General features: G+C 74.1%; 27 protein-coding genes. 18 read left to right on the top strand and 9 right to left on the bottom strand.

All coding sequences use genetic code 11. The annotated features are described in order from the left end of the window. The first annotated feature begins 200 nt into the window (after positions 1-200). Entirely contained in the window at positions 201-1721 is a 1521-nt protein-coding gene (locus ACIG3E_RS38515; protein WP_399625367.1) for a glutamate--cysteine ligase, read from the top strand. A 202-nt stretch (positions 1722-1923) separates the two neighbouring features. Continuing rightward, a complete protein-coding gene (locus ACIG3E_RS38510) occupies positions 1924-2724 on the top strand; it encodes a CPBP family intramembrane glutamic endopeptidase (RefSeq protein ID WP_399625365.1) in 801 nt (266 codons plus the stop codon). Between the two features lie 81 nt (positions 2725-2805). Here ACIG3E_RS38510 and ACIG3E_RS38505 read toward each other — a convergent pair whose 3' ends face one another. Then, entirely contained in the window at positions 2806-3633 is an 828-nt protein-coding gene (locus ACIG3E_RS38505) for a PhzF family phenazine biosynthesis protein (protein WP_399625363.1), read from the bottom strand. Positions 3634-3906: 273 nt separating this feature from the next. Here ACIG3E_RS38505 and ACIG3E_RS38500 point away from each other — a divergent pair, with 273 nt between their 5' ends. Further along, complete coding sequence (locus ACIG3E_RS38500) at positions 3907-4527, top strand: PadR family transcriptional regulator (protein ID WP_399625361.1); 621 nt, start codon at positions 3907-3909, stop codon at positions 4525-4527. Between the two features lie 165 nt (positions 4528-4692). On the opposite strand, the gene ACIG3E_RS38495 is transcribed toward ACIG3E_RS38500, so the two are convergent. Next, the gene (locus tag ACIG3E_RS38495; RefSeq protein ID WP_399625360.1) at positions 4693-5121 is read right to left on the bottom strand and encodes an SRPBCC family protein; all 429 of its coding nucleotides are present in this window, start codon (positions 5119-5121) and stop codon (positions 4693-4695) included. Positions 5122-5280: 159 nt separating this feature from the next. On the opposite strand from ACIG3E_RS38495, the gene ACIG3E_RS38490 reads away from it, so the two are divergent. Continuing rightward, positions 5281-6072 carry a putative protein N(5)-glutamine methyltransferase gene (locus tag ACIG3E_RS38490; RefSeq protein WP_399625358.1) on the top strand — a complete coding sequence of 264 codons (792 nt, stop codon included), beginning with the start codon at positions 5281-5283 and terminating at the stop codon, positions 6070-6072. Positions 6073-6131: 59 nt separating this feature from the next. On the opposite strand, the gene ACIG3E_RS38485 is transcribed toward ACIG3E_RS38490, so the two are convergent. Continuing rightward, positions 6132-6320, bottom strand: coding sequence for a hypothetical protein (locus ACIG3E_RS38485; RefSeq protein ID WP_399625356.1), 189 nt, complete (start codon positions 6318-6320; stop codon positions 6132-6134). Positions 6321-6518: 198 nt separating this feature from the next. On the opposite strand from ACIG3E_RS38485, the gene ACIG3E_RS38480 reads away from it, so the two are divergent. The 3 genes from ACIG3E_RS38480 to ACIG3E_RS38470 all read left to right on the top strand — a co-directional run bounded on the left by ACIG3E_RS38480 (position 6519) and on the right by ACIG3E_RS38470 (position 9443). Further along, positions 6519-7061 (top strand): Clp protease N-terminal domain-containing protein, encoded by a 543-nt coding sequence (locus ACIG3E_RS38480; RefSeq protein ID WP_399625354.1) that lies wholly within the window; start codon positions 6519-6521, stop codon positions 7059-7061. A gap of 90 nt (positions 7062-7151) precedes the next feature. After that, the gene (locus ACIG3E_RS38475) at positions 7152-8168 is read left to right on the top strand and encodes an EamA family transporter (protein ID WP_399625352.1); all 1017 of its coding nucleotides are present in this window, start codon (positions 7152-7154) and stop codon (positions 8166-8168) included. Positions 8169-8444: 276 nt separating this feature from the next. Beyond that, positions 8445-9443 carry a DMT family transporter gene (locus ACIG3E_RS38470; RefSeq protein ID WP_399625350.1) on the top strand — a complete coding sequence of 333 codons (999 nt, stop codon included), beginning with the start codon at positions 8445-8447 and terminating at the stop codon, positions 9441-9443. Positions 9444-9488: 45 nt separating this feature from the next. On the opposite strand, the gene ACIG3E_RS38465 is transcribed toward ACIG3E_RS38470, so the two are convergent. Then, complete coding sequence (locus ACIG3E_RS38465; RefSeq protein ID WP_399625348.1) at positions 9489-10193, bottom strand: pyridoxamine 5'-phosphate oxidase family protein; 705 nt, start codon at positions 10191-10193, stop codon at positions 9489-9491. Between the two features lie 94 nt (positions 10194-10287). Here ACIG3E_RS38465 and ACIG3E_RS38460 point away from each other — a divergent pair, with 94 nt between their 5' ends. Then, complete coding sequence (locus ACIG3E_RS38460) at positions 10288-11619, top strand: aminotransferase class I/II-fold pyridoxal phosphate-dependent enzyme (protein WP_399625346.1); 1332 nt, start codon at positions 10288-10290, stop codon at positions 11617-11619. Positions 11620-11668: 49 nt separating this feature from the next. Here ACIG3E_RS38460 and ACIG3E_RS38455 read toward each other — a convergent pair whose 3' ends face one another. Then, positions 11669-12637, bottom strand: a complete 969-nt coding sequence (locus ACIG3E_RS38455) for a DMT family transporter (RefSeq protein ID WP_399625344.1) — start codon at positions 12635-12637, stop codon at positions 11669-11671. Between the two features lie 94 nt (positions 12638-12731). On the opposite strand from ACIG3E_RS38455, the gene ACIG3E_RS38450 reads away from it, so the two are divergent. Then, positions 12732-13634: a LysR family transcriptional regulator gene (locus ACIG3E_RS38450; RefSeq protein WP_399625342.1), complete on the top strand. Its 903-nt coding sequence runs from the start codon at positions 12732-12734 to the stop codon at positions 13632-13634. A gap of 109 nt (positions 13635-13743) precedes the next feature. On the opposite strand, the gene ACIG3E_RS38445 is transcribed toward ACIG3E_RS38450, so the two are convergent. Further along, a complete protein-coding gene (locus tag ACIG3E_RS38445) occupies positions 13744-14217 on the bottom strand; it encodes a pyridoxamine 5'-phosphate oxidase family protein (RefSeq protein WP_399625339.1) in 474 nt (157 codons plus the stop codon). A gap of 285 nt (positions 14218-14502) precedes the next feature. Between ACIG3E_RS38445 and ACIG3E_RS38440 the strand changes: the two genes are divergently transcribed. Further along, positions 14503-15153 (top strand): cysteine hydrolase, encoded by a 651-nt coding sequence (locus ACIG3E_RS38440; RefSeq protein WP_399625337.1) that lies wholly within the window; start codon positions 14503-14505, stop codon positions 15151-15153. 4 nt (positions 15154-15157) lie between these two features. Here the strand turns inward: ACIG3E_RS38440 and ACIG3E_RS38435 are convergent, their stop codons facing one another. After that, the gene (locus ACIG3E_RS38435; RefSeq protein ID WP_399625334.1) at positions 15158-15646 is read right to left on the bottom strand and encodes a Rieske (2Fe-2S) protein; all 489 of its coding nucleotides are present in this window, start codon (positions 15644-15646) and stop codon (positions 15158-15160) included. Positions 15647-15922: 276 nt separating this feature from the next. Between ACIG3E_RS38435 and ACIG3E_RS38430 the strand changes: the two genes are divergently transcribed. The 7 genes from ACIG3E_RS38430 to ACIG3E_RS38400 all read left to right on the top strand — a co-directional run bounded on the left by ACIG3E_RS38430 (position 15923) and on the right by ACIG3E_RS38400 (position 22048). After that, complete coding sequence (locus tag ACIG3E_RS38430) at positions 15923-16699, top strand: HipA family kinase (protein ID WP_399625333.1); 777 nt, start codon at positions 15923-15925, stop codon at positions 16697-16699. Further along, positions 16696-17106, top strand: coding sequence for a DUF3037 domain-containing protein (locus ACIG3E_RS38425; protein ID WP_399625331.1), 411 nt, complete (start codon positions 16696-16698; stop codon positions 17104-17106). The genes ACIG3E_RS38430 and ACIG3E_RS38425 overlap by 4 nt, the downstream gene beginning before the upstream one ends. A gap of 146 nt (positions 17107-17252) precedes the next feature. Next, positions 17253-18014, top strand: a complete 762-nt coding sequence (gene fabG / locus ACIG3E_RS38420; RefSeq protein ID WP_399625329.1) for a 3-oxoacyl-ACP reductase FabG — start codon at positions 17253-17255, stop codon at positions 18012-18014. 46 nt (positions 18015-18060) lie between these two features. Continuing rightward, positions 18061-18816 carry an SDR family oxidoreductase gene (locus tag ACIG3E_RS38415; RefSeq protein ID WP_399625327.1) on the top strand — a complete coding sequence of 252 codons (756 nt, stop codon included), beginning with the start codon at positions 18061-18063 and terminating at the stop codon, positions 18814-18816. A gap of 205 nt (positions 18817-19021) precedes the next feature. Then, complete coding sequence (locus ACIG3E_RS38410) at positions 19022-20608, top strand: ABC transporter substrate-binding protein (protein ID WP_399625324.1); 1587 nt, start codon at positions 19022-19024, stop codon at positions 20606-20608. Positions 20609-20714: 106 nt separating this feature from the next. Continuing rightward, positions 20715-21383 carry a uracil-DNA glycosylase gene (gene ung, locus ACIG3E_RS38405; RefSeq protein WP_399625403.1) on the top strand — a complete coding sequence of 223 codons (669 nt, stop codon included), beginning with the start codon at positions 20715-20717 and terminating at the stop codon, positions 21381-21383. A 170-nt stretch (positions 21384-21553) separates the two neighbouring features. Beyond that, positions 21554-22048 carry a hypothetical protein gene (locus ACIG3E_RS38400; RefSeq protein ID WP_399625321.1) on the top strand — a complete coding sequence of 165 codons (495 nt, stop codon included), beginning with the start codon at positions 21554-21556 and terminating at the stop codon, positions 22046-22048. Positions 22049-22082: 34 nt separating this feature from the next. On the opposite strand, the gene ACIG3E_RS38395 is transcribed toward ACIG3E_RS38400, so the two are convergent. Continuing rightward, positions 22083-22583, bottom strand: coding sequence for a hypothetical protein (locus ACIG3E_RS38395; protein ID WP_399625319.1), 501 nt, complete (start codon positions 22581-22583; stop codon positions 22083-22085). A gap of 135 nt (positions 22584-22718) precedes the next feature. Beyond that, positions 22719-23315: a TetR/AcrR family transcriptional regulator gene (locus ACIG3E_RS38390; RefSeq protein WP_399625317.1), complete on the bottom strand. Its 597-nt coding sequence runs from the start codon at positions 23313-23315 to the stop codon at positions 22719-22721. Positions 23316-23408: 93 nt separating this feature from the next. On the opposite strand from ACIG3E_RS38390, the gene ACIG3E_RS38385 reads away from it, so the two are divergent. Then, complete coding sequence (locus ACIG3E_RS38385; protein WP_399625315.1) at positions 23409-24701, top strand: FAD-dependent monooxygenase; 1293 nt, start codon at positions 23409-23411, stop codon at positions 24699-24701. Positions 24702-24704 lie beyond the last annotated feature (3 nt).

The raw sequence follows: 24704 nt of genomic DNA, 5'->3' as shown, positions 1-24704 counted from the left end.
AGAAAGCGACATCGCGTCCGCTGTCCACCCCTTGCTCGCCCCATGCCCGCCTCATGCCCCGTGAATGTGCCGCACGGCACATTCTGGAGCCTACCGGCCCATGGGCCCGCGCGGGGCGTTATGGATCACATCGTCGGGGCATCATCCCCCGTACACAGCGGCCGGGTCGTTGGCTGCCCATCCGGAGGAGGGACACTTCGATGGGGGAAAAGGTCGAGGCGGGATCGTACGACCTGTCCGATCGCCAGCTGTACCGGATCAAGCACCGGCAGTGCCTCGCCGCGCTCGGGCGGATGCTCGACGAGCGGCGCTTCGACCGGCCCAAGAACCTGCTGGGCCTGGAGATAGAGCTGAATCTCGCGGGGCCCGACGGCACTCCGAGAATGATGAATGCGGAAGTTCTCAGGCGCATCGCGAGCCGGGATTTCCAGACCGAACTCGGAATGTTCAATCTGGAAGTGAACATTGCCCCGCACCGGCTCGGCGGCCGTGTTCTCGACCAGCTCGCCGAGGAGTTGCGCACGGCGCTCGCCTACGCCCACCGGAAGGCGAACGAGGTGGACGCGGGCATCGTGATGATCGGCATTCTGCCGACCCTGAGCCGTGCGGACCTGGTGTCCGCGAACCTCTCCGAGGACGACCGCTACGCGCTGCTCAACGACCAGATGGTGGCGGCCCGCGGCGAGGACTTCGCCCTGGACATCGAGGGCGTGGAGCGGCTGCGGTGCTCGTCGGCGTCCATCGCGCCCGAGGCCGCGTGCACGTCGGTGCAGCTGCACCTCCAGGTCACGCCGGGCAAGTTCGCCGACGTGTGGAACGCGGCGCAGTCGATCGCGGCCGCCCAGGTCGCGGTGGGCGCCAACGCGCCGTTCCTGTTCGGGCGCGAGCTGTGGCGCGAGTCGCGGCCGCCGCTGTTCCTGCAGTCCACGGACACGCGGCCGCCCGAGCTCCAGGCGCAGGGCGTGCGGCCGCGCAGCTGGTTCGGGGAGCGCTGGGTCAGCAGCGCGTACGACCTCTTCGAGGAGAACGTGCGCTACTTCCCGGCGCTGATCCCGCTGTGCGACCACGAGGACCCGCAGCGCGTGCTCGACGACGGCGGGGTGCCGCAGCTGGGCGAACTGACGCTGCACAACGGCACGGTGTACCGCTGGAACCGCCCCGTGTACGGCATCGCCGACGGGGTGCCGCACCTGCGCGTGGAGAACCGGGTGCTGCCCGCGGGCCCCACCGTCACGGACGTCATCGCCAACGCCGCCTTCTACTACGGGGTGGTGCGCGCGCTCGCCGAGGAGGCGCGGCCCGTGTGGAGCAGGCTGCCCTTCGAGACGGCGGCCCGGAACTTCGACACCGCGTGCCGCCACGGCATCGAGGCGTCCCTGGAGTGGCCGCGGCGCGGGCGGTACGGCGGCCTCGCGCGGGTGGCGGCCGTCGATCTCGTACGCGACGAACTGCTGCCGCTGGCCGGGGCCGGGCTCGACGCGTGGGGTGTGGAGCCCGCCGACCGCGATCTGTACCTGGGTGTGATCGAGGAGCGGTGCAGGCGGCGGGTCAACGGCGCGTCCTGGCAGGCGGCGACGTACCACCGGGCCCTGGAGCGCGGCCTGGAGCGCGACGCGGCCCTCGCGGCCACCACGCGCCGGTACTGCGAGCTGATGCACGCGGGGGAGCCGGTGCACACCTGGCCCGTGGGCCTTCCGGAGCCGGCGCTGCCGGTGCGGTGACGCGCCGCGGCGCGGCCGGGGCCTCGGTGGACGAGGGGCCCCGCGCCCCTGCCGTGGCGTGCGTGATCTCGTGAGCGCGGGTCGGCCGACCGCCCCCGGCGGTCATCGGGCAAGCTTGACGACCCAGGCGCGGCCCCGTGCCGATCGGTGCGACGGGGCGGTGCGGTGAGCGACGAGGCGGGATCACGCAGTGGAGGCAGAAGTGCGAGCGGAGCCGGGGCCGACGGCTGGTGTCCTTCCTGAGGCGAAGCCCTCGCGGCGGTCCTTGCGCGACGAGACGCTGCTCGTCCTCGCCCTGTCGCTCGGCGCGAGCGGGGTGTCCGCGCTCATCAGTTTCATCGGCTCGGTCACCAAGCCGGGCGGGCTCAAGGACCAGGCGGCGACCCTCAACTCCTCGGCGGCTCCAGGGCGGCCCTGGCTGGACCTGGCGTGGCAGCTGTTCGGCATCACCACCGCCCTGGTGCCGGTCGCCCTCGTGGCCCACTTCCTGCTGCGGGAGGGCTCGGGGCTGCGGGCGCTCGGCTTCGACCGGACGCGGCCGTGGCCGGACCTCGGCCGGGGAACCGCGGTCGCGGCGGTGATCGGCTCCACGGGCATCGCCTTCTATCTGGCGGCCCGTGGCCTCGGCTTCAATCTGACGGTGGTGCCGGAGGACCTGCCGGACGTGTGGTGGAAGTACCCGGTGCTCGTCCTGTCGGCGCTGCAGAACTCGATCCTCGAGGAAATGATCGTCGTCGGGTATCTGCTGCGCAGGCTCGACCAGTTGGGGTGGTCGCCGATGGCCGCGCTCGGGGCGAGCTCGGTGCTTCGCGGCTCGTACCACCTGTACCAGGGCATCGGCGGGTTCGTCGGCAACATGGCGATGGGTGTGGTCTTCGTCCTGCTCTACCGCAGGTGGGGCCGGGTCGGGCCGCTGGTCGTGGCGCACTCGCTCCTGGACATCGGGGCGTTCGTCGGCTACGCGCTGCTCGCCGGGAAGGTGGGGTGGCTGCCCACCGCGTGACGTGCCGGGGCGGTGGCGGACCGCCGCCCCGGGCCGTGCCGAGCGCCCGCCGCGTGATCCGACGCGGCGGGCGCTCGCGCGTCAGGCGAGGAGGTCGCCCTCGATGACGGTGACCGCGCGGCCGGTCAGCAGGGTGCGGTCGCCGCGCAGCTCGGTGCGCACCAGGCCGGAGCGGGGCGAGGCCTGCAGGCCCGTCAGGTCGGTGCGGCCGAGGCGCGCGGACCAGAAGGGCGCGAGGGCGGTGTGCGCGCTGCCCGTGACCGGGTCCTCGTCGATGCCCACGCGCGGGAAGAAGCCGCGCGAGACGAAGTCGTAGCCGCGGGCGGGATCTTCGGCGCGCGCGGTCGCGATGATGCCCCGCTCGGAGTGGCGGGCCAGGGCCCGGTGGTCGGGGGTGAGGGCGCGGACCGTCTTCTCGTCGGCCAGTTCGACCAGCAGGTCGCCGGTGTGCGGCCCGGTGTCGTACACCGAGAGCGGCTCGGCGCCGAGCGCTTCGGCGATGCCGTCCGGGGCGGCGGTCGCGGTGAGCGGGGCGGTCGGGAAGTCCAGCGTGAGCGTGCCGTCCGCGTGGCTGGTGGAGACGAGCACCCCGGCCCGGGTGGCGAACCGCACCGTGCCCTCGGCCGTGCCCGTGGTGTGCAGGACGTGGGCGAGGGCCAGGGTGGCGTGGCCGCACAGGTCGACCTCGGTGGCGGGCGTGAACCAGCGCAGCGCCCAGTCGGCGTCGCCGCCCGGCGCCAGCGGGTGTGCGAAGGCGGTCTCGGCGTGGTTGACCTCGGTGGCCACCTGCTGGAGCCAGGCGTCGTCCGGGAACGAGTCGAGCAGCAGGACGCCCGCGGGATTGCCGGTGAAGGGGCGCTCGGCGAAGGCGTCGACGATGCGGATGCGCTTCCGTGGGGATGTCGTCATGGGGCGACGGTAGGGGGCCAGTGAGGGCCTTTGGTAAGGCCAATTCGCTGGAACTGGCTCTTCTCGGTGGTTCGGGGTGGGTTTTTGGTCATGGATGCGGGCCGGTTCGGTGGGTGCGTGGCAGCAGGGGATTGCCAGCCGAACAGTTCCGATATATCGTTGAAGCATCGCGACTGATCAACGATGTCACTGATGGGTGGCGCGGCTGATCGGCGATGTTGCTGCTCCGTGGATGAGCGGCGACGTGAGGGAGCAACGAAAGGAATGATCGACATGCGTTCCCATGGTTATGAGCACGAGCACCAGCGCGGTCGCGGACGCGGCCCCTTCGGCCCCGGCCCCGAGGGGCGCGGCGGCTTCGAAGGGCGGCGCGGAGCCTTCGGCCCCTTCGGGCCCGGTTTCGGGGGCCCCGGCCCCTGGGGCGGACGCGGCGGGCGGGGCGGTCCCCGCGGCCGCGCCCGGCGCGGCGACGTACGCGCTTCCATCCTGGCCCTCCTGAAGGACCGGCCGATGCACGGCTACGAGATGATCCAGGAGATCGCCGAGCGCAGCGGCGGGGCGTGGAAGCCCAGCCCCGGCTCCGTCTATCCGACCCTCCAGCTCCTGGAGGACGAGGGCCTGATCGTCAGTGAGACCGAGGGCGGCAAGAAGCTCTTCTCGCTCACCGAGTCCGGCCGTGCCGCGGCCGACGAGGGCACGGACGCGCCCTGGGAAGAGGCCGGGCGCGGGGTCGACTGGGAGGCCCTGACCGAGATCCGGCAGGCCGGATTCGGCCTGATGGAGGCGTTCGGCCAGGTCTGGAAGACCGGCTCCAAGGAGCAGCGCGAGAAGGCCCTGACCGTCATCAACGACGCCCGCAAGAAGCTGTATCTGATCCTCGCCGATGAGGACTGAGGCAGCGAGGACCGCGCCCCTGGCGCGGCCGTCGAGGCGCCCCGCACGATCCGTGCGGGGCGCCTTCCTCGTCTGTCCCGGCCTCCTCGTCCGCGCCGCTTGCCGCGCGCGGGTGCCGCCGTGGGCCGCCCGCCGATGGTGTCGTGAGCGGCGCGGGCCTCTTGCTCACGTCACCAGGTCGCCCAGCTTCCGCAGCGACTCGTTGAGCGCCGCCGTCACCGAGTCCCTGAGCTTGCCCGCCATCATCGAGACCGCCGCGCCGCTGAACTCCCCGTTGGCGCGCACCGTCGTCGCCCCGCCGTCCGGCTCCACCGTGTAGCGGGTGCCGACGGTGACGCCCATGGGGCCCTTGCCCTTGATCGCGAACGTACGGCCGGGCTCCAGGTCCACGACCGTCCAGGCGACCTCGGCGGGGAAGCCCATCAGCTTCATGTTCTCCGTGAACGTTCCGCCCACTTCCAGCGAGGCGGGCGGGCCCTGGGGAAAGCCAGTGTGCGTCGCGTTCCACTTCCCGTACTGGGACAGGTCGGTGAGCTGCGCCCAGACCTTCTCCGCTGGTGCCTCGATCCGTGCCTCCGCGCTGACTTCGGGCACTGCGACCACCCCTTCTCGACGGGCGCTGCGGCGGGCGCAGCGACGGTGTCGCGGAAAGTAGCCCCCGGGTCCACAACATTCAAGACGGCCGAACCGGCCGTCCGTGGCGGGCGGATAGGCTGGTCGCTCCAGCTCCCCGCCCTGTCGGAAGGCCCCCGCATGCCCACACCCACCCGTCCCCCGGCTTCCGCCGCCGTCGTGGCGCGGCTGCGCGCGGCGGGCTGTGTGTTCGCCGAGGAGGAGGCGGAGCTGCTCGCGGCCGCCGCCGCGAGCCCCGCGGAACTCGACGCCATGGTCGCGCGGCGGGCGAGCGGCCTGCCGCTGGAACACGTCGTGGGCTGGGCCGAGTTCGCGGGCCTGCGCATCGCCGTCGACGCCGGGGTCTTCGTGCCGCGCCGACGCACCGAGGCCCTCGTCCGCGAGGCGGCCGCGCTCGCCGCGCCCGGTGCCGTCGTCGTCGACCTGTGCTGCGGGTCCGGCGCCCTGGGAGTCGCGGTCGCGGCCGCGCTCGGCCGGGCCGAACTGCACGCCGCCGACATCGACCCGGCGGCCGTGGCCTGCGCGCGCCGCAACGTGAGCGGCGCCGGAGGCCGCGTGTACGAGGGCGATCTGTACGCGGCGCTGCCCGCCGGGCTCCGCGGCCGCACCGACGTCCTGCTGGCCAACGTCCCCTATGTGCCGTCCGACGAGGTCGCCCTGCTGCCCGCCGAGGCCCGCGAGCACGAGGCGCGCGTCGCGCTCGACGGCGGCGCCGACGGCCTCGACGTGCTGCGGCGGGTGACGGCGGACGCGGCGCGCTGGCTGGCGCCGGGCGGGTCCCTGCTGTTCGAGACGAGCGAGCGGCAGGTGGCCTCGGCGGTCGAGGCCGTCACGGACGCGGGCCTCGTACCGCGCGTCGTCACGGACGAGGAGCTGTACGCCACGGTGGTGACCGGCAGGCGCCCCGCGTAGGCGCCCGTGCGCGGTCGCTCCGGTGCGGCCGAAGGCGCCGGTCGCCCCCTCGGCCCGGGTCAGCCGAAGCGCTGTATCTCGGCCGCGTCGAAGAGGTCGGAGGCCCGGGGGAAGGGGCCCTCGTCGTGGCAGTGCCAGGCGTCCCAGAACAGATCGGCGGGCAGGGCGTCCTCCGGCGCGTACACGCGGTACACGTACAGTCGGCCGTCGATCGCCGACAGGGTGACCAGCCAGCACCTGCTCTCCATGTCACAGACAGACGAGCGCCGGAGCGAACTGGTTGCGCACCCGGCGCGGAGCACATGGGCGCACGCCCCACCAGCGAAAACAGCGGAAAGTCATCCGTAAGGAGGACAACCCGCCCGGCAGTGCCCAACTTGTGCGGGACGCGGAAATGCTCCCCGCCGCCGATGCCGGAAGCGCCGGGGGCTGATGGGGTGGGAGGTGTGCAAAGCCGTACCCCCCAGGGCGCCGAACCCGGCCCGACCCGAACCGACGTCGATCCCCGTCTGAGCGCGGAGCTGGCCTCGGTGGTGTCCGGCGCGCGCAGGCGGGCCGTACGGGACGGGGACCGCCAGGTCGACACGGCCCATCTGCTGCACTCGCTCCTGGAGTACGAGCCCCAGGTACGGGCGGTCTTCGACGGCGGCCCGCAGGTCGCGCGGCTGCTCGGCTATCTCGTCCAGCGCAGCATCGGCTACGGCCTCCAGTGGCAGGGCACCGTCGAGGACTCCGGGGCCGTGCCGGTCGTGCCGTCCGCCAAGGAAACGGTTCTCTCGCCCGCCGCGGCCGGAGCCATGGAGGCGGCGCACGAGCGTGCCCTGCTGCGCGGCGAGCCGCGGGCTCAGGGCGTCGACGTGCTCGCCGCGCTCGCCGCCGACCGGGAGTGCCGGGCCGTCGAGGTGCTGCGGCGCGCGGGCGTCGACGCCGAGGCTCTGCTCGCCCGCCTTGAGAGCGACGGCGACGCGGAGCCCGAGCCCGTCGTGTGACGGCCCGCGCGCCCCGTGCAGGGGCGTCCGCCGATTGAGACAGTGGTCATCGGGCGTGACGGTCATGACCTTGGCTGTCATCATGTGCCGGTGCGGGGGACTCAGGAGAAGCTTCGGGGCGCGGCGGCGGACGGCGGCAGAGGGCTCGGCCTCGGCCTCGCCCTGGTGTCGGCGGTCGCCTTCGGCGGCTCGGGAGTGGCGGCGAAACCGCTGATCGAGGCGGGGCTCGACGCACTGCACGTGGTGTGGCTGCGGGTCGCGGGCGCCGCGCTCGTGATGCTGCCCCTGGCCTGGCGGCACCGGGCGCTCGTGCGCCGCAGGCCCGTGCTGCTCGCCGGGTTCGGACTGCTCGCCGTCGCCGGTGTGCAGGCCTGCTACTTCGCCTCGATCTCGCGCATCCCGGTCGGTGTGGCCCTGCTCGTGGAGTACCTCGCGCCCGCGCTCGTCCTCGGCTGGGTGCGGTTCGTGCAGCGCAGGCCCGTGACGCGGGCGGCGGCGCTCGGCGTGGTGCTCGCCGTCGGCGGGCTCGCCTGCGTCGTCGAGATCTGGGCGGGGCTGGGCTTCGACGCGCTCGGACTGCTGCTCGCGCTCGCCGCCGCCTGCTGCCAGGTCGGCTACTTCGTCCTCTCCGACCAGGGCGGCGACGCGGGCGACGACGCCCCGGACCCGCTCGGCGTCATCGCGTACGGCCTGCTCGTCGGCGCGGTGGTGCTCACGGTGGTCGCGCGCCCCTGGGGCATGGACTGGGGCGTGCTCGCCCGCGCCGTCGACATGGACGGCGCGCGGGTGCCCGCCTGGGTGCTCATCGGCTGGATCGTGCTGCTCGCCACGGTCGTCGCGTACGTCACCGGAGTCCTCTCGGTGCGCCGCCTCTCGCCGCCGGTCGCGGGGGTCGTGGCCTGTCTCGAAGCGGTCGTCGCCACCGTGCTCGCCTGGGTCCTGCTGGGGGAGCGGCTCTCGGCGCCGCAGCTCGCCGGGGGCGCCCTCGTCCTCGTGGGCGCGTTCATCGCCCAGTCGTCGGCGCCGCGGAAGCCGTCGTCCGGCGCGGCCGCGGGCGCCGTCCCGCGATCCGAACAGCAGTTGTCCCCGAACGGGACCGGCGCATAGGGTGCCGATCATGCACGCACGAGCACTCGTTCTTCCGCCTCCGGCCGCCTGAGCGCGGGCCCCTCGCGGATCACGCCCGGCCGTCGGCCGGGCCGAACGGTGCTGCCCGCAGACGACAGTCCCTGACCTGCGTCCTCGCGGCCCGTGCGGGCGCCGCCCTCTTCTGTCTTCCGGGCGGCCCCTGTCGAGCCGGTGCCTACGGGCACTCCTCGTCGCCACGACCGGCCGTGACGCGGTCTCCCTCCTGAACTGCTGCGGAGATTCCACGTGTCGAGCGTGTCCAGCACGTCCCCCGCGTCCACGGACGCGACCCCCGTCGCCCCCAACGCCCTGCCCCGGCTTTCCGTGGGGCGCGGCCTCGTCTATCTGAGCATCGCCGGAGCCGCCTGGGGCACCGCCGGTGCCGCCGCCTCGCTGGTCTTCTCGGCCGGTGCCATGGGGCCCGTCACCCTGTCCTTCTGGCGCTGCGCCGGAGGGTTCCTGCTGCTGCTCGCCGCGCGTCTGGTGCGGCCGCGCGGCGGCGCGCGCGAGGCCGTGCGGACGCCGCTGAGCCGCAGGGCCCTGCGCGTCACCGCGATCGGCCTGGCCCTGACCGTGTTCCAGACCGCGTACTTCGCCGCCGTGGAGGCCACCGGGCTCGCGGTCGGCACGGTCGTCACGCTCGGGGCCGGGCCCGTGTTCATCGCGCTCGGCGCCCGCCTGACCATGGGGGAGCGCCTCGGCACCGGCGGCCTGTGCGCGGTGGGCGGGGCGCTCGCCGGGCTCGGCGTCCTGTTCGTGGGCGGCGGCGAGTCGGCCGTGCGCCCCTGGGGCGTCGTCTTCGCCCTGGCGTCCGCCGCCGGGTACGCCGTCATGACGCTCCTGACCCGGTGGTGGGGGCGGACCGGCGAGAGCGACGCGTCCAGCACCACGGTGTGGTCGTTCGCGGTGGTGTCGCTGACCTTGCTGCCGTTCGCCGTGGCCGAGGGGCTGTGGCCGCACGCCGCCGACGCCACCCGCGTGCTCGGCTGTCTGCTGTACATCGCCGCCGTGCCGACGGCCCTCGCGTACGCGCTGTACTTCGCCGGGGCGGCCGTCGTCCGTTCCGCCACCGTCTCCGTGATCATGCTCCTGGAGCCGGTGAGCGCGGCGGTCATCGCCGTCGTCCTGCTCGGTGAGGAGCTGAACGCCGCCACTGTCGCGGGCACCCTCCTGATGCTCGCGGCCGTCACGGGCCTCGCCGCCGCGGAGGCGCGCGCCGCGGCCCGCGCGCGCCGCGCGGAGGCGACGGCCTAGGGCCCGTCCGGCGGGCGGGGCGCACCGTCCCGCCCGCCGCGCGGGTCAGGGCTCGATCAGATAGTCCGGGACCTCGATGCCGGGCGCCAGGTCGGCGGCGGCGATGATCGGGTCGTAGCCCTTGCGCAGCGGCACGACGCCCGCCCAGTACGGCAGGTCCATGTCCTCGGGGTCGTCGTTCGGACCGCCGGTGCGCACCTTCGCGGACACCTCGTCGAGGTCGAGGCGGAGCACGGCGGTCGCGGCCAGCTCCTTGGCGTTCGCGGGCCGTGAGTCGGCGGCGCGCCCCGGGACCACGTGGTCGACGAGTGCGTCGAGCGCGGTCCGCTTCTCCTCCGGGTCCGTGACCTGGCGCGCGATGCCGTGCACCACCACGGAGCGGTAGTTGATCGAGTGGTGGAAGGCCGAGCGGGCCAGCACGAGTCCGTCCACGTGCGTCACCGTCAGACACACCGGAAGGCCCGGGTCCGCCTGCTCGTCCGGCTGCGCCGCACCGGCCATCCGCAGCGGGCGCGACCCCGTCGAACCGTGCACGTAGAGCCGCTCGCCGACCCGTCCGTACAGCGTCGGCAGGACGACCGGGGCGCCGTCGCGGACGAAGCCGAGGTGGCACACGTACGTCTCGTCGAGTATCGCGTGCACCGACGCGCGGTCGTACGCCGCGCGCTCGCGGGCCCGCGTGGGCACCGTGCGGTCGGTCGCCGCATAGGGGGTGCTGTCCGGTGCGGCCGGGTGCGTCGTCGTCTCCATGGCTTCTCCCTCGGGTGCGCGTCGTGCTCGGCGTCCGCGTGCCGTGCGTGTCGCCGCGTTGCCTCATCTATTGCACTAGTGCATACTGTGCTTTGTGCTAGGAGAGTATCCGATCGCCGGGCGGGGCGCAGCCGAGATCGCCGCCAGTGTCGAGCGCGCCGTGGGGCGCGGTGACCTCGAGCCGGGGCAATCGCTGCCCCCGATGCGGGAGTTGGCGCGCCAGCTGGGGGTGAATCCCAATACGGTGGCGGCGGCCTACCGCACGCTGCGCGAGCGCGGCGTCATCGAGACCGCCGGGCGGCGCGGCAGCCGGGTGCGCAGCAAGCCCGCGACCACCGCGCGCGAGTACAGCCGCCTCGTCGTGCCGCCCGGGGTGCGGGACGTCGCCAGCGGCAATCCGGACACCGCGCTCCTGCCGCCGCTCGCCGAGGCCTTCGCGACGGCGGCGGCGCACGCGGACCACCACCCTGACCTGTACGGGGAGTCAGCCGTCGCCCCCGAGTTCGGCCGCTGCGCGCGCGGGACGCTCGACCGGGACGGCGTGCCCCAGGGGCCGTTGGCCGTCACCTCCGGAGCCCTCGACGCGATCGAGCGGGTGCTCGTCGCCCGGCTGAAGGTCGGCGACGCGGTGGCCGTGGAGGACCCCGGGTGGGGCAGCGTCCTCGACCTCGTGCCCGCGCTCGGCCTGCGCCCGGTGCCGGTCGGCGTCGACGACCAGGGGCCGTTGCCCGACGACGTCGAGCGGGCGCTGCGGGCGGGGGCCCGCGCGCTCGTCGTCACCGCGCGCGCCCAGAACCCGACCGGCGCGGCCGTCGGTGCCGCACGCGCGCGTGCCCTGCGCGAGGTCCTCGCCGCGCACAAGGAGACGCTGGTCATCGAGGACGACCACGGCCACGGCATCGTCGACCTGCCGCTGCACACGCTGACCGGTGTGACCCACGCCTGGGCGTTCGTCCGCTCCACGGCCAAGGCGTACGGACCCGATCTGCGGCTGGCCGTGCTCGCCGGTGACGTCGAGACGGTCGACCGGGTGCAGGGTCGGCTGCGGCTCGGGCCCGGCTGGGTCAGCAAGGTGCTCCAGCGGGCCGTGGTCCACCTCTGGGAGGGCGGCGCCGTGGACGCTCGGGAGGTGGCGGCGGCGTACGGACGCAGGCGCGACGCGCTGATCGCGGCCCTCGCGGAGCGCGGCGTCACGGCGTACGGACGCAGCGGCATGAACGTGTGGGTGCCGGTCCCCGACGAGACGGGGGTGGTGGCCCGCATGCTGCACGCGGGGTGGGCCGTCGCCCCGGGAGCGCGCTTTCGCCTGAGCGCGGCCCCAGGGGTGCGGATCACCGTCTCCGCGCTCGGCGGGGACGACATCGAGGCCGTGGCCGAGGCCCTGACGGCGGCCGTGGGGCCGGTGGCGGAGCGCCGCTACGGCTGACGGCGGCGCCTGCCGCACGGCGGTGCCGCTTGCCCTTTTCGAGGGGCGGTCACCCCTGTCCGCGCGGCTTGGACTGGGTGAGTGCGGCTCCTGCCAGGACGATGACGGCGCCTATCGGGGTCGTCCAGGACAGGGACTCGCCGAGCACGGCGACGCCCGCCGCCGTCGCGATCACCGGAGTGAAGTACGTGACCATCTGGGCCGTCGTCGGGCCGACCTCGGCGACGATGTCGTACTGCACCAGGAAGGCAAGGCCCGTGCCGACCGCGCCGAGGACCACGACCGCGAGCAGCGGCACCACGGGGAAGTGCCGGGGCAGTGACGTGAACAGCGGGGTCACGACGGCCAGTTCGACCGTGGCGACGAGGAGCTGGGCGCCGGTGAGGGCGAGGTTCGAGTGGCCGGAGCCCGCCAGGGTGCGGCGGACGTAGATCCAGCCGATCGGGTAGCACAGGGAGGCCAGCAGGGCCATGCCCGTGCCCCGGGCGTCCAGGCCGCTGAAGCCCTGCCAGGCGCCGAGCACCGTGAGCACGCCGAGGAAGCCGAGGCCGAGGCCCGCGACCCGGCGGCGCGTGGGGCGGTCCTCGGAGAGCGCGACGAGGGACAGGGCCATGCCCCACAGCGGCGACGTCGCGTTGCAGATCCCCGCGAGCGTCGAGGGGATCGTCAGCTCCGAGTACGCGAACAGGGAGAACGGCGCCGCGTTGAGCAGGAGCGCCGCCACCGTCAGATGCGCCCAGGTGCGCGGGGCGCGGGGGAGCCGCTCGCGCTTCACGACCAGGAAGACCGCGACCACCAGCGTGCCGAACAGCAGCCGCCCGAAGGTGACCTGGAACGGCGCGTACCCCTCCGTGCCGACCTTGATGAACAGGAAGCTGAAGCCCCAGACCAGGGAGAGGAACGCGAAGCGCAGCCGCCAGTCCAGCTTGCGTCGGCCGTCCGCGCGCGGGGAGGCGGGTGCGGGGGCGGGCGCCGGTGGGGGCGCGGAGGTCGGGGCCGGGGCGGCGGAGGTGCTCATGGTCGTCACGATGGATCAGCGGACGGCTTAGCACAAGTGAGTTTTTGTCACCGGTATCGCGTAGCATCTCTTATATGTCGACCCTGGAGCGGCCATGTTGAATCTGGAGCGCCTGCGGACCCTCGACGCGCTCGCGCGGCACGGATCGGTGAGCGGTGCCGCCGCCGGGCTGCACGTCACGACGTCCGCCGTCTCGCAGCAGATGACCAAGCTGGAGCGCGAGGTGGGCCAGCAGCTGCTGGCGAAGAACGGCAGAGGCGTGCGCCTCACGGACGCCGGGCGGTTGCTCGCCGACCACGCCGCGCGCATCCTGTCCCAGGTGGAGCTGGCCCAGTCCGATCTGGAGCGGCAGCGCGGCAAGGCGGTCGGTGAGCTGGGGATCGCCGCGTTCCCGACGGCGATGCGCGGGCTGCTGCCCACCACGCTCGCCTCGCTGCGGGCCCACCACCCGGGCCTGCGCGTGACGGCCGAGGAGCTGGAGCCCCAGGCGGGCGTCCAGAAGGTGGTGCGCGGCGACCTGGACGTGGCGGTGGTCCTCGACTGGTACAACAAGCCGCTGCCGCTGCCCGAAGGCCTGCTCAAGGCCCCGCTTCTCGACGACCCCGCCGATGTGGCGATGCCCGTGGCGCACCCGCTGGCCGACCGCCCGGAGGTCGACCTGGAGGACTTCGCCGAGGACGAGTGGATCACGTGGACGGAGGGCGAGTTCTGCCACGAGTGGCTGATGTTCACCCTGCGCGGCCAGGGCTTCGAGCCGCGCATCGCCCACCGCGCCGAGGAGCACCACACCCAGCTCGCCCTGGTCGCCGCCGGGCTCGGCGTGTGCGTGGTGCCGCGCCTCGGCCGCGACCCGATGCCCGCGGGCGTGCGGACCGTGCCGGTCCGTCACCGGGTGCGGCGGCATGTGTACGTGGTGTGGCGCGCGGACGCCGACCGCCGCCCGTCGATTCGCGCGGCGGTGGAGGCGCTGCGGGTGGCGGGCGCGGGGCTCGGCTGAGGGCGGCGGCCCGGCCGCGGCGGGTGGCGGTGCGGCCCTCCCGCGGTCCATCAGGCCGTGGCCCCGGCCCGCCCGGCCCCGGCCCGCCCGGCCGTGGCGTCGGGGCGGGCTACCGCACGGGCGGCGCCAGCTTCCGGAAGTCCCAGGACGTCACCGCGTCCGGAGTGAGCCGCAGCCACGCGTGCCGCCCGTCGTGCACCATCGCGTCGAGGCCGAAGTTCTTGCGGGCGAACAGCGCCTCCACCGCGTCGAGTTCGGGGCAGGGCTCGCCGGTGCGCGGTGTCTCCCCGACGCGCTCGACGGTGCCGGTCAGCTCGGCGCCGCGCAGCTCGCCGTACGCCTCGCCCGCGTCGACGACGACGGCGATCCGCGGGTCGCGCGCGAGATCGGCCCAGCGCCTGCTGCGCGTGAGCGAGTACAGCCACAGGGACGTGCCGTCCCACACGAACCACAGCGGGCTCGCGTGCGGGGAGCCGTCGGCGGACACCGTCGCGACGCGGCAGGTCCGCTCCGCGGCCAGGAAGGCGTCCAGCTCGCCCGGCGTCATCATGATCCTGCGGCCGCGGCGCTGTGTGAGGGCCATGCGTCATCTCCTCGTCGGGGGCCGTGCGTGCGGTGGTCCACGGCCGCGCGGCCGTGGCCGTTCGGCGTCGTGCCCGCGCGGGGTGCGTGCCCGCGAGGTCGCGTGCCCGTGCGACGCCGTGCCCGCGCTGCGGCGGCCGTAGCTGACAATGCGTCAGATGAGCATGCGGTGTCTTCCGCCGGGGCGCAATGCCGGTTAGCCTCCCGCGCACCGCGGCCGCCGGACGGCCACGGCCCGCGACCGCGCGGGCCGGGCCCCGCGCGACGGGCTCAGCCGAGGGGGACCATGCCCACGTACGAACAGCTCAGCCGCCTGCTCGACCCCGCGATCACCGCCCTGCTCACGGTCGAGTGCCAGCAGGGCGTCGTCGGGCCGCAGAGCGCGCTGCCCGAACTCGCCGAGGCGGCCCGCGCGTCGGGGGCCCTCATGAATGTGGCGCGCCTGGTGGCCGCCGCGCACGTCGGCGGTGTCCAGGTCCTGCACGCCGTCGCCGAACGGCGGCCCGACGGGCGCGGGGCCAGCGGCAACGCGCGGCTCTTCAAAGCCGCGGCGAAGCTGCCCGTGCAGCAGCTGTCCGGCACCACGGCCGTCAGGGTCGCGCCGCCGATCGAGGTCGCCGAGGAGGACTTCGTCGTCCGCCGTCTGCACGGCCTCTCGCCGCTCGCGGGCACCGACGTCGACGCCCTGCTGCGCAACGTCGGCTGCCGCACCCTCCTGGTGACCGGGGTCTCGGCCAACGTGGCGATCCCCAACGCCGTCTTCGACGCCGTGAACCTCGGCTACACCGCCGTCGTGCCCGCGGACGCCATCGCGGGAGTACCGTCCGACTACACCCCCGCGATGGTCCGCAACACCCTCGCCCTCGTCGCCACCGTGACCTCCACCGAGGACGTCCTCGCCGTGTGGCGGCGGCCGCGGCGGCTACGGCCCGCGTAGCGGCTCAGGCCAGTCGGATCGCGTCCCCCTCCACGCGGATCTCGGCCGGGGGCAGCGGGCTCGTCGCCGGGCTCTGCCGCACGCCGCCGTCGGCGATGTCGAACTTGCTGCCGTGGCAGGGGCAGTTGATGGTGCCGCCCTCGACGCTGGTGACCGGGCACTGCTTGTGGGTACAGCGGTTCGAGAACGCCTTGAAGTGGCCCTTCGTCGGCTGCGTGACCACCACGCCCTCGTCCTTGAAGATCTTCCCGCCGCCCACGGGGATGTCGGCCGTCCTGGCGAGCACGGCGGCGGCCGCGCCGCCCCCCTCCTCCTTCTCCTTCTTCTCGCCCGCCGGTTCCGGCGCCCCCTTGTCGTCGCCCCCGCTGTCGCTGCCGGAGCCGCAGCCGATGAGCGCGATGGCCAGGCTCCCGGCGCCTGCGGCGGTGACGACGGTGCGGCGGGTGAAGTGGTGGCCCGTGGGCAGGGGAGAGGTGTCCCTTGAAGCAGTCATGTGGGGGGATACGGATGCCCGGGGCGGGTTGTTCAAGGTTCAGCCGACCCTCGCGGGGCGCCCCTGGGGGCTCCGCCCCCAGACCCCCGCTCCTCAAACGCCGGAGGGGCTGATATCTCTGCCGCAACCGGCGACAGTTCTAGCCCGTCCGGCGTTTGAGGACGAGGCGCGGAGCGCCGAAAAGAGCGGGGGCGCGGGGGCGGCAGCCCCCGGATCGGGAAGGGGCGGGCCTGGGGCGCACCGCGAGGGTTCGGGGGAGGCCAGTAACCTGGGGCAATGCTCTCCGAAGTCACCGCCGTCCGGTACGTCACGCCCCTGCGTGAGGGCGGGTCGCTGCCCGGCCTCGTCGAGACCGCCGACGGGGACGGGGTGTACGGGACGTACGTCACGAAGTTCAGCGGGGCGGGGCAGGGCCGCAAGACCCTGGTCGCGGAGGTGATCTGCGGGCAGCTGGCCCGCCGCCTGGGGCTGCGCGTGCCGCGCCTCGTGGGCGTCGGGCTCGACCCGGTGCTGGGTCTGGCCGAGCCGGACCAGGAGGTGCAGCAGCTGCTCAAGTCCAGCGGCGGGCTGAACCTCGGCATGGAGTACCTGTCGGGCGCTGTCGGCTTCGACCCGCTGGCCTTCGTGATCGACCCCGTGGAGGCAGGCCGCGTCGTGTGGTTCGACGCGCTCATCAACAACGTGGACCGCTCCTGGCGCAACCCGAACCTCCTGGTGTGGCACGGCGAGCTCTGGCTCATCGACCACGGCGCCAGCATGATCTGGCACCACAACTGGCCCACGGCCCAGACCGCTTCCGCCCGGGCGTACGACGCCAGTGACCACGCCCTCGCCCCGTACGGCCCCGACGTCGCCGCGGCCGCCGCCGCCCTGGCCCCGCTGGTCACCAAGGAGCTGCTCGCCGAGGTGACCGCCGACGTGCCCGACGCGTGGCTGGACGGCGAGCCGGGCTTCGACGGCGCCGACGCGGTGCGGCAGGCGTACGCCGACGCGCTGCTCCCGCGCGCGGAGAGCGTCCACGAACGGATCACCCTGGAAGGCACCGGCAAGTGACTGACGCGACCGAATCGGCCGGGTCCCCCGCGCGGGACGTCTACGAGTACGCCCTCCTGCGGGTCGTCCCGCGCGTCGAGCGCGGCGAGCAGTTCAACGCGGGCGTGGTGCTCTACTGCCGCGCCAAGTCCTATGTGGCCGCCCGCGTCCACCTCGACGAGGCCAAGCTCCGCGCCCTCGACCCGGCGGCCGACGCCGCGGGGGTGCGCGCGGCCCTCGGCGCCGTCGCGGGCGTCTGCGCGGGCGGCGACGCCGCGGGGCAGGCCGCGCGGGACGACGCAGGGCGGCGCTTCCGATGGCTCATCGCGCCGCGTTCGACGGTGGTCCAGCCGGGGCCCGTGCACACCGGCCTCACCGCCGACCCCGAGGCCGAGGTCGAGCGGCTCGTCGAGCTCCTGGTGCGCTGAGCGCCGATCGCCCCGCGCGCCGAACCCGGAGGTGCCGTTGACACCGGGTGCCAGGGCTTCTAGCGTCTCGTCTGCTGAAGGTACTAAGCGGTCGCTCACCTGGGGGCGTGCCGCGGAGCCGCATCCCAAGGGCGAGGAGAGCCAGCATGTCCACCACTGAGCAGCGCGTCGCGGTCGTGACCGGAGCGGCGCGAGGCATCGGCGCCGCCACCGCCGTACGGCTCGCCGCCGAGGGCCGCGCCGTCGCCGTGATCGACCTCGACGAGGCCGCCTGCAAGGACACCGTCGAGAAGATCACGGCGACGGGCGGCCGGGCCCTCGCCGTCGGCTGCGACGTGTCCGACGAGGCGCAGGTCGAGGCCGCGGTCGCCCGGATCGCCCAGGAGCTCGGCGCCCCGACGATCCTCGTGAACAACGCGGGCGTGCTGCGCGACAACCTCCTGTTCAAGATGAGCGCGGACGACTGGGACACGGTCATGAACGTGCATCTGCGGGGCGCCTTCCTGATGTCCAAGGCCTGTCAGAAGCACATGGTGGACGCGGGCTTCGGCCGCATCGTGAACCTCTCCAGCTCCTCCGCGCTCGGCAACCGCGGCCAGGTCAACTACGCGGCGGCCAAGGCGGGCATGCAGGGCTTCACCAAGACCCTCGCCAAGGAGCTCGGCAAGTTCGGCGTCACCGCCAACTCGGTCGCGCCCGGCTTCATCGCCACCGAGATGACCAAGGCCACCGCCGAACGCGTCGGGATGGGCTTCGAGGACTTCCAGGCCGCCGCGGCCACGCAGATCCCCGTGCAGCGCGTCGGCGAGCCCGAGGACGTCGCCAACGCCATCGCCTTCTTCACCGGCGACGCGGCGGGCTTCGTCTCCGGTCAGGTCCTGTACGTGGCCGGCGGCCCGCTCAACTAGCGCGCTCCCTCCCCGACGCAAGGCCCGACGCAAAGGACAGTACGGAATGGCAGTGCAGGACAGCGGCAAGGCGGCGCTCGTCACCGGGGCGAGCCGCGGCATCGGCTACGGCATCGCGGAGGCGCTCGTCGCCCGCGGGGACCGCGTGTGCATCACCGGGCGCAACGAGGACGCCCTCAAGGAGGCCGTCGACAAGCTCGGCTCCGACCGCGTCATCGGCGTCGCGGGCAAGGCCCACGACGAGGCGCACCAGGCGGTCGCCGTGGAGCGGGCCATGGAGGCCTTCGGGCGCGTCGACTACCTGGTCAACAACGCCGGGACCAACCCCGTGTTCGGGCCCATGGCCGACCTCGACCTGAACGTGGCCCGCAAGGTCTTCGAGACGAACGTGATCTCGGCGCTCGGCTTCGCGCAGCGGGCGTGGAAGGCCTGGCAGGGCGAGCACGGCGGCGCGATCGTGAACATCGCCTCGATCGCCGGTGTGGCCGCGTCGCCGTTCGTCGGCGCGTACGGCATGAGCAAGGCCGCCATGGTCAATCTGACGCTCCAGCTGGCGCACGAGTTCGCCCCGAAGGTCCGGGTCAACGCGATCGCCCCGGCCGTGGTCAAGACCCAGTTCGCGCGGGCGCTGTACGAGGGCCGCGAGGAGGAGGTGACGTCGGCGTACCCGCTGGGGCGGCTCGGCGTGCCGTCCGACGTCGGCGGCGCGGCGGCCTTCCTCACCTCCCAGCAGTCCGACTGGATCACCGGTCAGACGCTCGTGGTCGACGGCGGCATCTTCCTGAACGCGGGCGTGGGCTGACCGGCCGCTGCCGCCTCCGGCCGGTGCGGGCGGCCCCGCCCCACCGGCCGAAGAGGGGCGCAGCGGCACATCGTACAAACCTCAACAACCGCTCGTACGCGACGTACGCACGCATCAAGTACCCCCTCGGCGAGCCGGGTTGGAGCGGCTGGACCTTGCGGTATGGTCTGCCGCCCCATGGCACGGCAGATCGAGGAGCGCCACCGTGTTCACAAGAGGTCAGCTGCGATGTCTGCGTCCGTTCGCGGCGTCGTTGTCCATAGCCCTGCTCGCCGGGTGCGGGGTGTTCTCGTCCGACGACTCCGGCGAGGAGGACGTCATCACCGTGGGGACGACGAGCGCGCCGACCACGCTCGACCCCGCGGCGTCCTGGGACGGCTCCTGGGAGCTGTACCGGAACGTGTTCCAGACGCTCCTGAGCTTCCCCTCCGGTGCCACGCAGCCGCAGGGGGACGCCGCGCGCTCGTGCCGGTTCACCGACGGCTCCAGCACGGTCTACGCGTGTACGCTCCGCGAGGGCCTGACGTTCTCCGACGGTGACGCGCTGGACGCCGCGGCCGTGAAGCACACCTTCGACCGCATCCGGCGCATCGACGTCAAGGGCGGCCCCGCGGGACTGCTCGGCGCCCTGGACTCGGTCGCCACCAAGGGCGAGCGGACCGTGGTCTTCCGGCTGAAGAGGCCGGACGCGACCTTCCCGTTCGTGCTCGCCACGCCCGCCATGTCGCTCGTCGACCCCGACGACTACCCGGCGGACAGGCTCCGCGAGGGCGACGGAGTCACCGGCTCGGGCCCCTACGAGCTCGACGACTACCGCGCCGACGACAAGGCGGTCCTGGTCAAGAACGACCGCTACCGGGGCGCGGCCGACCGCAAGAACGACGCCGTGACCATCCGCTACTTCGACGACTCCGCGGCCATGGTCAAGGCGCTGCGGGACAAGGAGCTCGACCTGACCTTCCGCGGCATCGCCGCCGAGGACGTCGTGGCGCAGCAGGGCGCGGGCAAGGCGGAGCACCTCCGGCTCGTCGAGGGCGCGGGCGCCGAGATCCGCTACCTGGTGTTCAACCCCAAGGACCCCTGGGCGCGCAAGCCCGCGGTGCGCAAGGCGTTCGCGCAGGTCCTCGACCGCCCGGCGCTCGCGCACAAGGTGTACAAGGACACCGTCGAGCCGCTGTACTCGATGGTGCCGCGCGGAGTGAACAGCCACACCACGGGCTTCTTCGACGAGTACGGCGAGCCCAGCGCGGCCAAGGCGAGGCGCGTCCTCGCGGCCGCGGGTATCACCGAGCGGGTGCCGCTCACCCTCTGGTACGCCACCGACCGCTACGGCTCGGTGACCGCGGCGGAGTTCGCCGAGCTCAAGCGGCAGCTGGAGGGCTCGGGCCTGTTCCGGATCACGATCAAGGGCCGCCCCTGGAAGGCCTTCGAGGCGGGCTACAAGGAGGGCCGGTACCCGGTCTTCGGGCGTGGCTGGTTCCCGGACTTCCCGGACGCGGAGAACTTCATCGCGCCTTTCGTGGGCGAGCGCAACGTCCTCAACACGCCCTACCCGTCGCCGACGATCACCGAGCGGCTGCTGCCGCGCTCGCGCCGCGAGGCGGACCGGGGCAAGGTCGCCGGAGAGTTCGAGGAGGCGCAGCGCGTCCTCGTCGACGACGTCCGGCTGCTGCCGCTGTGGCAGGGCAAGCAGTACATCATGGCCAGCGAGGAGATCGCGGGCGGCGAACGCGCCCTCGACCCGTCGGCGATCATGATGATGTGGGAGCTGAGCCGGAAGACCAGCTGGTAGCGGCCCTGGCGGCGGGCGGCCGGGACCGGTTGTCAGTGGTCGGCGGTAGGTTCTGAGCCGAAGAACAGACCGCACACCGGAGGTTGTTGACGTGACCGACATCGCCATGCTGCCCGCGTCCTGGCGCGGAGTCCTCGGCGAGGAGCTCCAGAAGCCCTACTTCAAGGAGCTCACCGCGTTCGTCGAGGAGGAGCGGGCGAAGGGGCCGGTGTTCCCGCCGCGCGAGGAGGTCTTCGCCGCCCTGGACGCGACGCCGTACGACGACGTGAAGGTCCTGGTCCTCGGCCAGGACCCGTACCACGGCGAGGGCCAGGGCCACGGCCTGTGCTTCTCGGTCCGCCCCGGCGTGCGCACCCCGCCGTCGCTGCGGAACATCTACAAGGAGATGCAGGCGGAGCTCGGCCTGCCGATCCCGGACAACGGCTATCTGATGCCGTGGGCCCGCCAGGGCGTCCTGCTGCTCAACGCGGTCCTGACGGTGCGCGCCGGTGAGGCGAACTCGCACAAGGGCCGGGGCTGGGAGAAGTTCACGGACGCGGTGATCCGGGCCGTTTCCGACCGCGCGGAGCCGGTCGTCTTCGTCCTGTGGGGGAACTACGCGCAGAAGAAGCTGCCCCTGATCGACCAGGAGCGGCACGTCGTGGTCAAGGGAGCGCACCCCTCCCCGCTGTCCGCCAGGAAGTTCTTCGGCTCGCAGCCCTTCACGCAGATCAACGAGGCGGTGGCGGCCCAGGGCCACGCCCCGATCGACTGGCGGATCCCGAGCGCGGGCTGACCTCGAGGCCCGCCCACCGGGCCGGGTCGGTGTCCGTCACCGGCCTGGCGCAGCGGGCGGGCGCGGGCCACCCGCGTCGCACCGCGCCTGACGGGGATTGTCAGTGGCGGCGGCTAGCGTCGGAGCCGTGGGACGACCGAGGACGGACGGCGGACGCGGAGGGCGGCGCGGTGGTGGAGCGGCAGGAACGGACGGCGGACGGCGAGGACGTCGTGATGACCCGGATCGGACAGGCGGTCATGCTCCAGCACGCCGGTGACCGCGAGGAGGCGAGGACCCGCTTCCTCGCGCTCTGGGCGGAGATCGGCGAGGACGGCGACGCGCTGCACCGCTGCACCCTCGCGCACTACATGGCGGACACCCAGGACGACCCGGCCGACGAACTGGCCTGGGACCTCAGGGCGTTGTCGGCGGCGGACGAGCTGACCGACGAGCGGGTCGGCGCCCACCACCACTCGCTCGCGGTCCGCGGGTTCTACCCCTCGCTGCATCTGAACCTGGCGGCGGACTATGTGAAGCTCGCCCGCCCCGAGGCGGCCCGCAGCCAGCTGCGCCTCGCGCGCGGAGCGGTCGGCGCGCTGGGCGACGACAGCTATGGGGACGGCATCCGCGCGGCCCTGCACCGCCTTGAGGCGCAGGTGGGCGAGGGCGCCGTCGAGGAGTGACCCGGCCTCGCGCGGTGCGGCCGGGCGGTGCACCTCAACTCCCGTACACCTCCCGGCAGATGACTGCCTGAGGGCTGTCCGGGTCCCAGTGGGCGTGCCGCCGCGCGAGGGCGCAGACCCCCGGCTCGCCGCGAGGGCGGGGCGGCGGACCGTGCGGCGTCTCGCGGGGCCGGGGCCCGTGCCGGGGCGCGCTGGGGCGCGGCTGCTCGGGGCGGGCGCGCGCGGGGGCCGGTGGCTCGTCGGGTGCGACCGCGCGGGGCGGCGGCGCCGGGGCCGGGGCGGCGGGGGAGGCCGGGCGAAGCACCCGCCTCGGCGGCGCGGACGGCGGCGCGGCGCGCTGCAGCCGCTCGCGGGCCGGGGGCTGGGTGGCGCGCGCAGGCGGCCGGTCCCCGGTGCGGGGCGGACGCACCGCCGGGCCCGAGGGCGCCTTCCCCCGGTCGGCGGCCGCCCGGTCGACGCTCACGCCGACGCAGCCGGAGACGGCCGAGACGGTCACGGAGACGAGCAGGGCCATGGTGGTCGTCGTACGCCGCATCCCGAGCACTCTGCTGGACGCCCGGCGGCGCGGGCCGTGAAGGCGGGCCGATGCGCCCGCACGGGGGAGGGTACGGCCCTCCCGGCGGGGCGCGCCCCGCCGGAGTGCGCCGCCCGGCAGGCCGTGCCCCCCTCGCTATCCGTCCAGCATCCCGCTCAGCAACTCCCCGAAGCCCGCGCGCAGTTCCGCCAGGGTCGGGGTCTTCGCGCTGTACGAACCCGCCACGCAGGAGAACATCAGGCCGTCGCACCACGCGACCAGGGACAGGGTGTGCCGGTCCGGGTCCGTGGAGCCCGCCGCGCGGACGAACGCGTGCAGCGGCTCGCGGAACCGGGCGCCCGTGGCGTCGTAGTACGCCCGCAGCTCGGGGCGTCGCGTCGCCTCCAGGGCCAGCTCGTAGCGGGACACGAGCAGGGCCCGGTGCTCGGCGCCGGACAGGAAGCGGTGCAGGGTCCGGGCGAGGCCGTCGACCAGGCCCGCGCGGCCGCCCGCCGGGTCCGGCAGCTCGTCGGGGGTGAGCACGGCCGCCTCGCGCTGCGCCTGGCGCCGCACCGCCGCTTCGAGGAGCGCGAGCCGGGTGCGGGCGTGGTTCGACGTCGAGCCCGGGGGGAGCCCCGCCGCCTCGTCGACGGCCCGGTGGGTCAGCCCCCGCATCCCGCGCTCGGCGAGCAGGGCCAGCGCGGCGTCGGCGATCAGGTCGGGGCGCGAGGAGCCCTTGGCGCGTGCGGACATGGGGACACCCTACCCAGCGCACTACAGCTGTAGTAACTTCATCCCATCGGCACTACAGCTGTAGTGCCGTGGGTGTGCGACCGAGGAGAGACCATGGCCCCCACAGGCAAGCCCCTCAAGTCCCGCAAGTCCCTCAAGCCCCGCAAGTCCTTGGCGTCCGGCGGGTCCGCCCGGCCCCACGCCGTCGTCGTGGGCGGCGGCATCGGCGGACTCACCAGCGCGATCGCCCTGCACCGGTCCGGCTGGCGCGTCACCGTCCTCGAACGCGCGGCCTCCCTGGAGCCCGTCGGCTCGGGCATCGGCCTCGCTCCCAACGCCCAGCGCGCCCTGGACGTCCTGGGCCTCGGCGACGCCGTGCGCGAGCTCGCCGCCTGGCAGGGCGTGGGCGGCCTGCGCGCGCAAGGAGGCCGCTGGCTGGTGCGCACCACGTCTGCCGCCACGGCGCGGGAGTTCGGCGGCGCGCTCGTGCTCCTGCACCGGGCGACGCTGGTCGACCTGCTGGTCGCCGCGCTGCCCGCCGACAGCCTGCGCACCGGCACGGCCGCGCGGCTCGTGGACCGCGGCGGGCCCGGCCGCCCCGCCGTCGTGAGCACCTCCGCAGGCGACATCGAGGCCGACCTCGTCGTCGGCGCCGACGGCATCAACTCCGGGGTGCGCAAGGAGCTGTTCCCGGACCACCCCGGGCCCGAGTACACCGGGTTCACCGCCTGGCGGCTCGTCGTGCCCGCGCCGGAGCGGCCCTTCGCCCCGCACGAGACCTGGGGCCGCGGCGGCGTCTGGGGGACCCAGCCGCTGAAGGACGGCAGGATCTACGCGTACGCCACGGCGCTCGTGCCCCCGGGCACCCGCGCGCCCGACGACGAGAGGGCCGAGCTGACGCGGCGCTTCCACGACTGGCACGACCCGATCCCCGAGATCGTCGCCGCCGCCCGCCCCGAGGACGTCCTGCGCAACGACGTGTGGCACCTCGCCACCCCGCTCGCCGCCCACCACCGCGGCCGCGTCGCGCTCGTCGGCGACGCCGCGCACGCCATGGCGCCCACCCTCGGCCAGGGGGGCAACCAGGCCATCGAGGACGGCGTCGTGCTCGCCCACCACGCGCGGCCCGGCGGCGACCTCTTCGCGGGCTTGGCCGCCTACAGCGCCGCCCGCGTGCCCCGGACCACCGCCGTCGTCCGGCGGGCCGCCCGCACGGCCCGCCTCAACCACCTCGCCAACCCCAGGCTCATCGCCGCGCGCGACACCCTGCTGCGCGCCGCGCACCGGCTCGGGCCGAACCTGATCCTGCGGGGCTTCTCCTCGATCGCCGACTGGCAGCCGCCGGGTCCCCCGTATGCTGCGGAGACGGGCGCGGGGGCGCATGGGCGTGAACCGGCACGACGGTAGGGA

The sequence above is a fragment of the Streptomyces sp. NPDC053474 genome (assembly GCF_044544845.1).
Taxonomy (GTDB): Bacteria; Actinomycetota; Actinomycetes; order Streptomycetales; family Streptomycetaceae; genus Streptomyces.
This window is presented reverse-complemented; position numbering and strand designations above follow the sequence as displayed.

Coding starts and splice junctions, on each gene's coding strand:
- ACIG3E_RS38440 (WP_399625337.1), top strand. CDS start 14,503: ATGCCCACGTACGAACAGCTCAGCCGCCTGCTCGACCCCGCGATCACC.
- ACIG3E_RS38515 (WP_399625367.1), top strand. CDS start 201: ATGGGGGAAAAGGTCGAGGCGGGATCGTACGACCTGTCCGATCGCCAG.
- ACIG3E_RS38385 (WP_399625315.1), top strand. CDS start 23,409: ATGGCCCCCACAGGCAAGCCCCTCAAGTCCCGCAAGTCCCTCAAGCCC.
- ACIG3E_RS38415 (WP_399625327.1), top strand. CDS start 18,061: ATGGCAGTGCAGGACAGCGGCAAGGCGGCGCTCGTCACCGGGGCGAGC.
- ACIG3E_RS38455 (WP_399625344.1), bottom strand. CDS start 12,637: ATGAGCACCTCCGCCGCCCCGGCCCCGACCTCCGCGCCCCCACCGGCG.
- ACIG3E_RS38465 (WP_399625348.1), bottom strand. CDS start 10,193: ATGGAGACGACGACGCACCCGGCCGCACCGGACAGCACCCCCTATGCG.
- fabG (WP_399625329.1), top strand. CDS start 17,253: ATGTCCACCACTGAGCAGCGCGTCGCGGTCGTGACCGGAGCGGCGCGA.
- ACIG3E_RS38430 (WP_399625333.1), top strand. CDS start 15,923: ATGCTCTCCGAAGTCACCGCCGTCCGGTACGTCACGCCCCTGCGTGAG.
- ACIG3E_RS38490 (WP_399625358.1), top strand. CDS start 5,281: ATGCCCACACCCACCCGTCCCCCGGCTTCCGCCGCCGTCGTGGCGCGG.
- ACIG3E_RS38435 (WP_399625334.1), bottom strand. CDS start 15,646: ATGACTGCTTCAAGGGACACCTCTCCCCTGCCCACGGGCCACCACTTC.
- ACIG3E_RS38445 (WP_399625339.1), bottom strand. CDS start 14,217: ATGGCCCTCACACAGCGCCGCGGCCGCAGGATCATGATGACGCCGGGC.
- ACIG3E_RS38500 (WP_399625361.1), top strand. CDS start 3,907: ATGCGTTCCCATGGTTATGAGCACGAGCACCAGCGCGGTCGCGGACGC.
- ACIG3E_RS38390 (WP_399625317.1), bottom strand. CDS start 23,315: ATGTCCGCACGCGCCAAGGGCTCCTCGCGCCCCGACCTGATCGCCGAC.
- ung (WP_399625403.1), top strand. CDS start 20,715: ATGCTGCCCGCGTCCTGGCGCGGAGTCCTCGGCGAGGAGCTCCAGAAG.
- ACIG3E_RS38485 (WP_399625356.1), bottom strand. CDS start 6,320: ATGGAGAGCAGGTGCTGGCTGGTCACCCTGTCGGCGATCGACGGCCGA.
- ACIG3E_RS38395 (WP_399625319.1), bottom strand. CDS start 22,583: ATGCGGCGTACGACGACCACCATGGCCCTGCTCGTCTCCGTGACCGTC.
- ACIG3E_RS38450 (WP_399625342.1), top strand. CDS start 12,732: ATGTTGAATCTGGAGCGCCTGCGGACCCTCGACGCGCTCGCGCGGCAC.
- ACIG3E_RS38505 (WP_399625363.1), bottom strand. CDS start 3,633: ATGACGACATCCCCACGGAAGCGCATCCGCATCGTCGACGCCTTCGCC.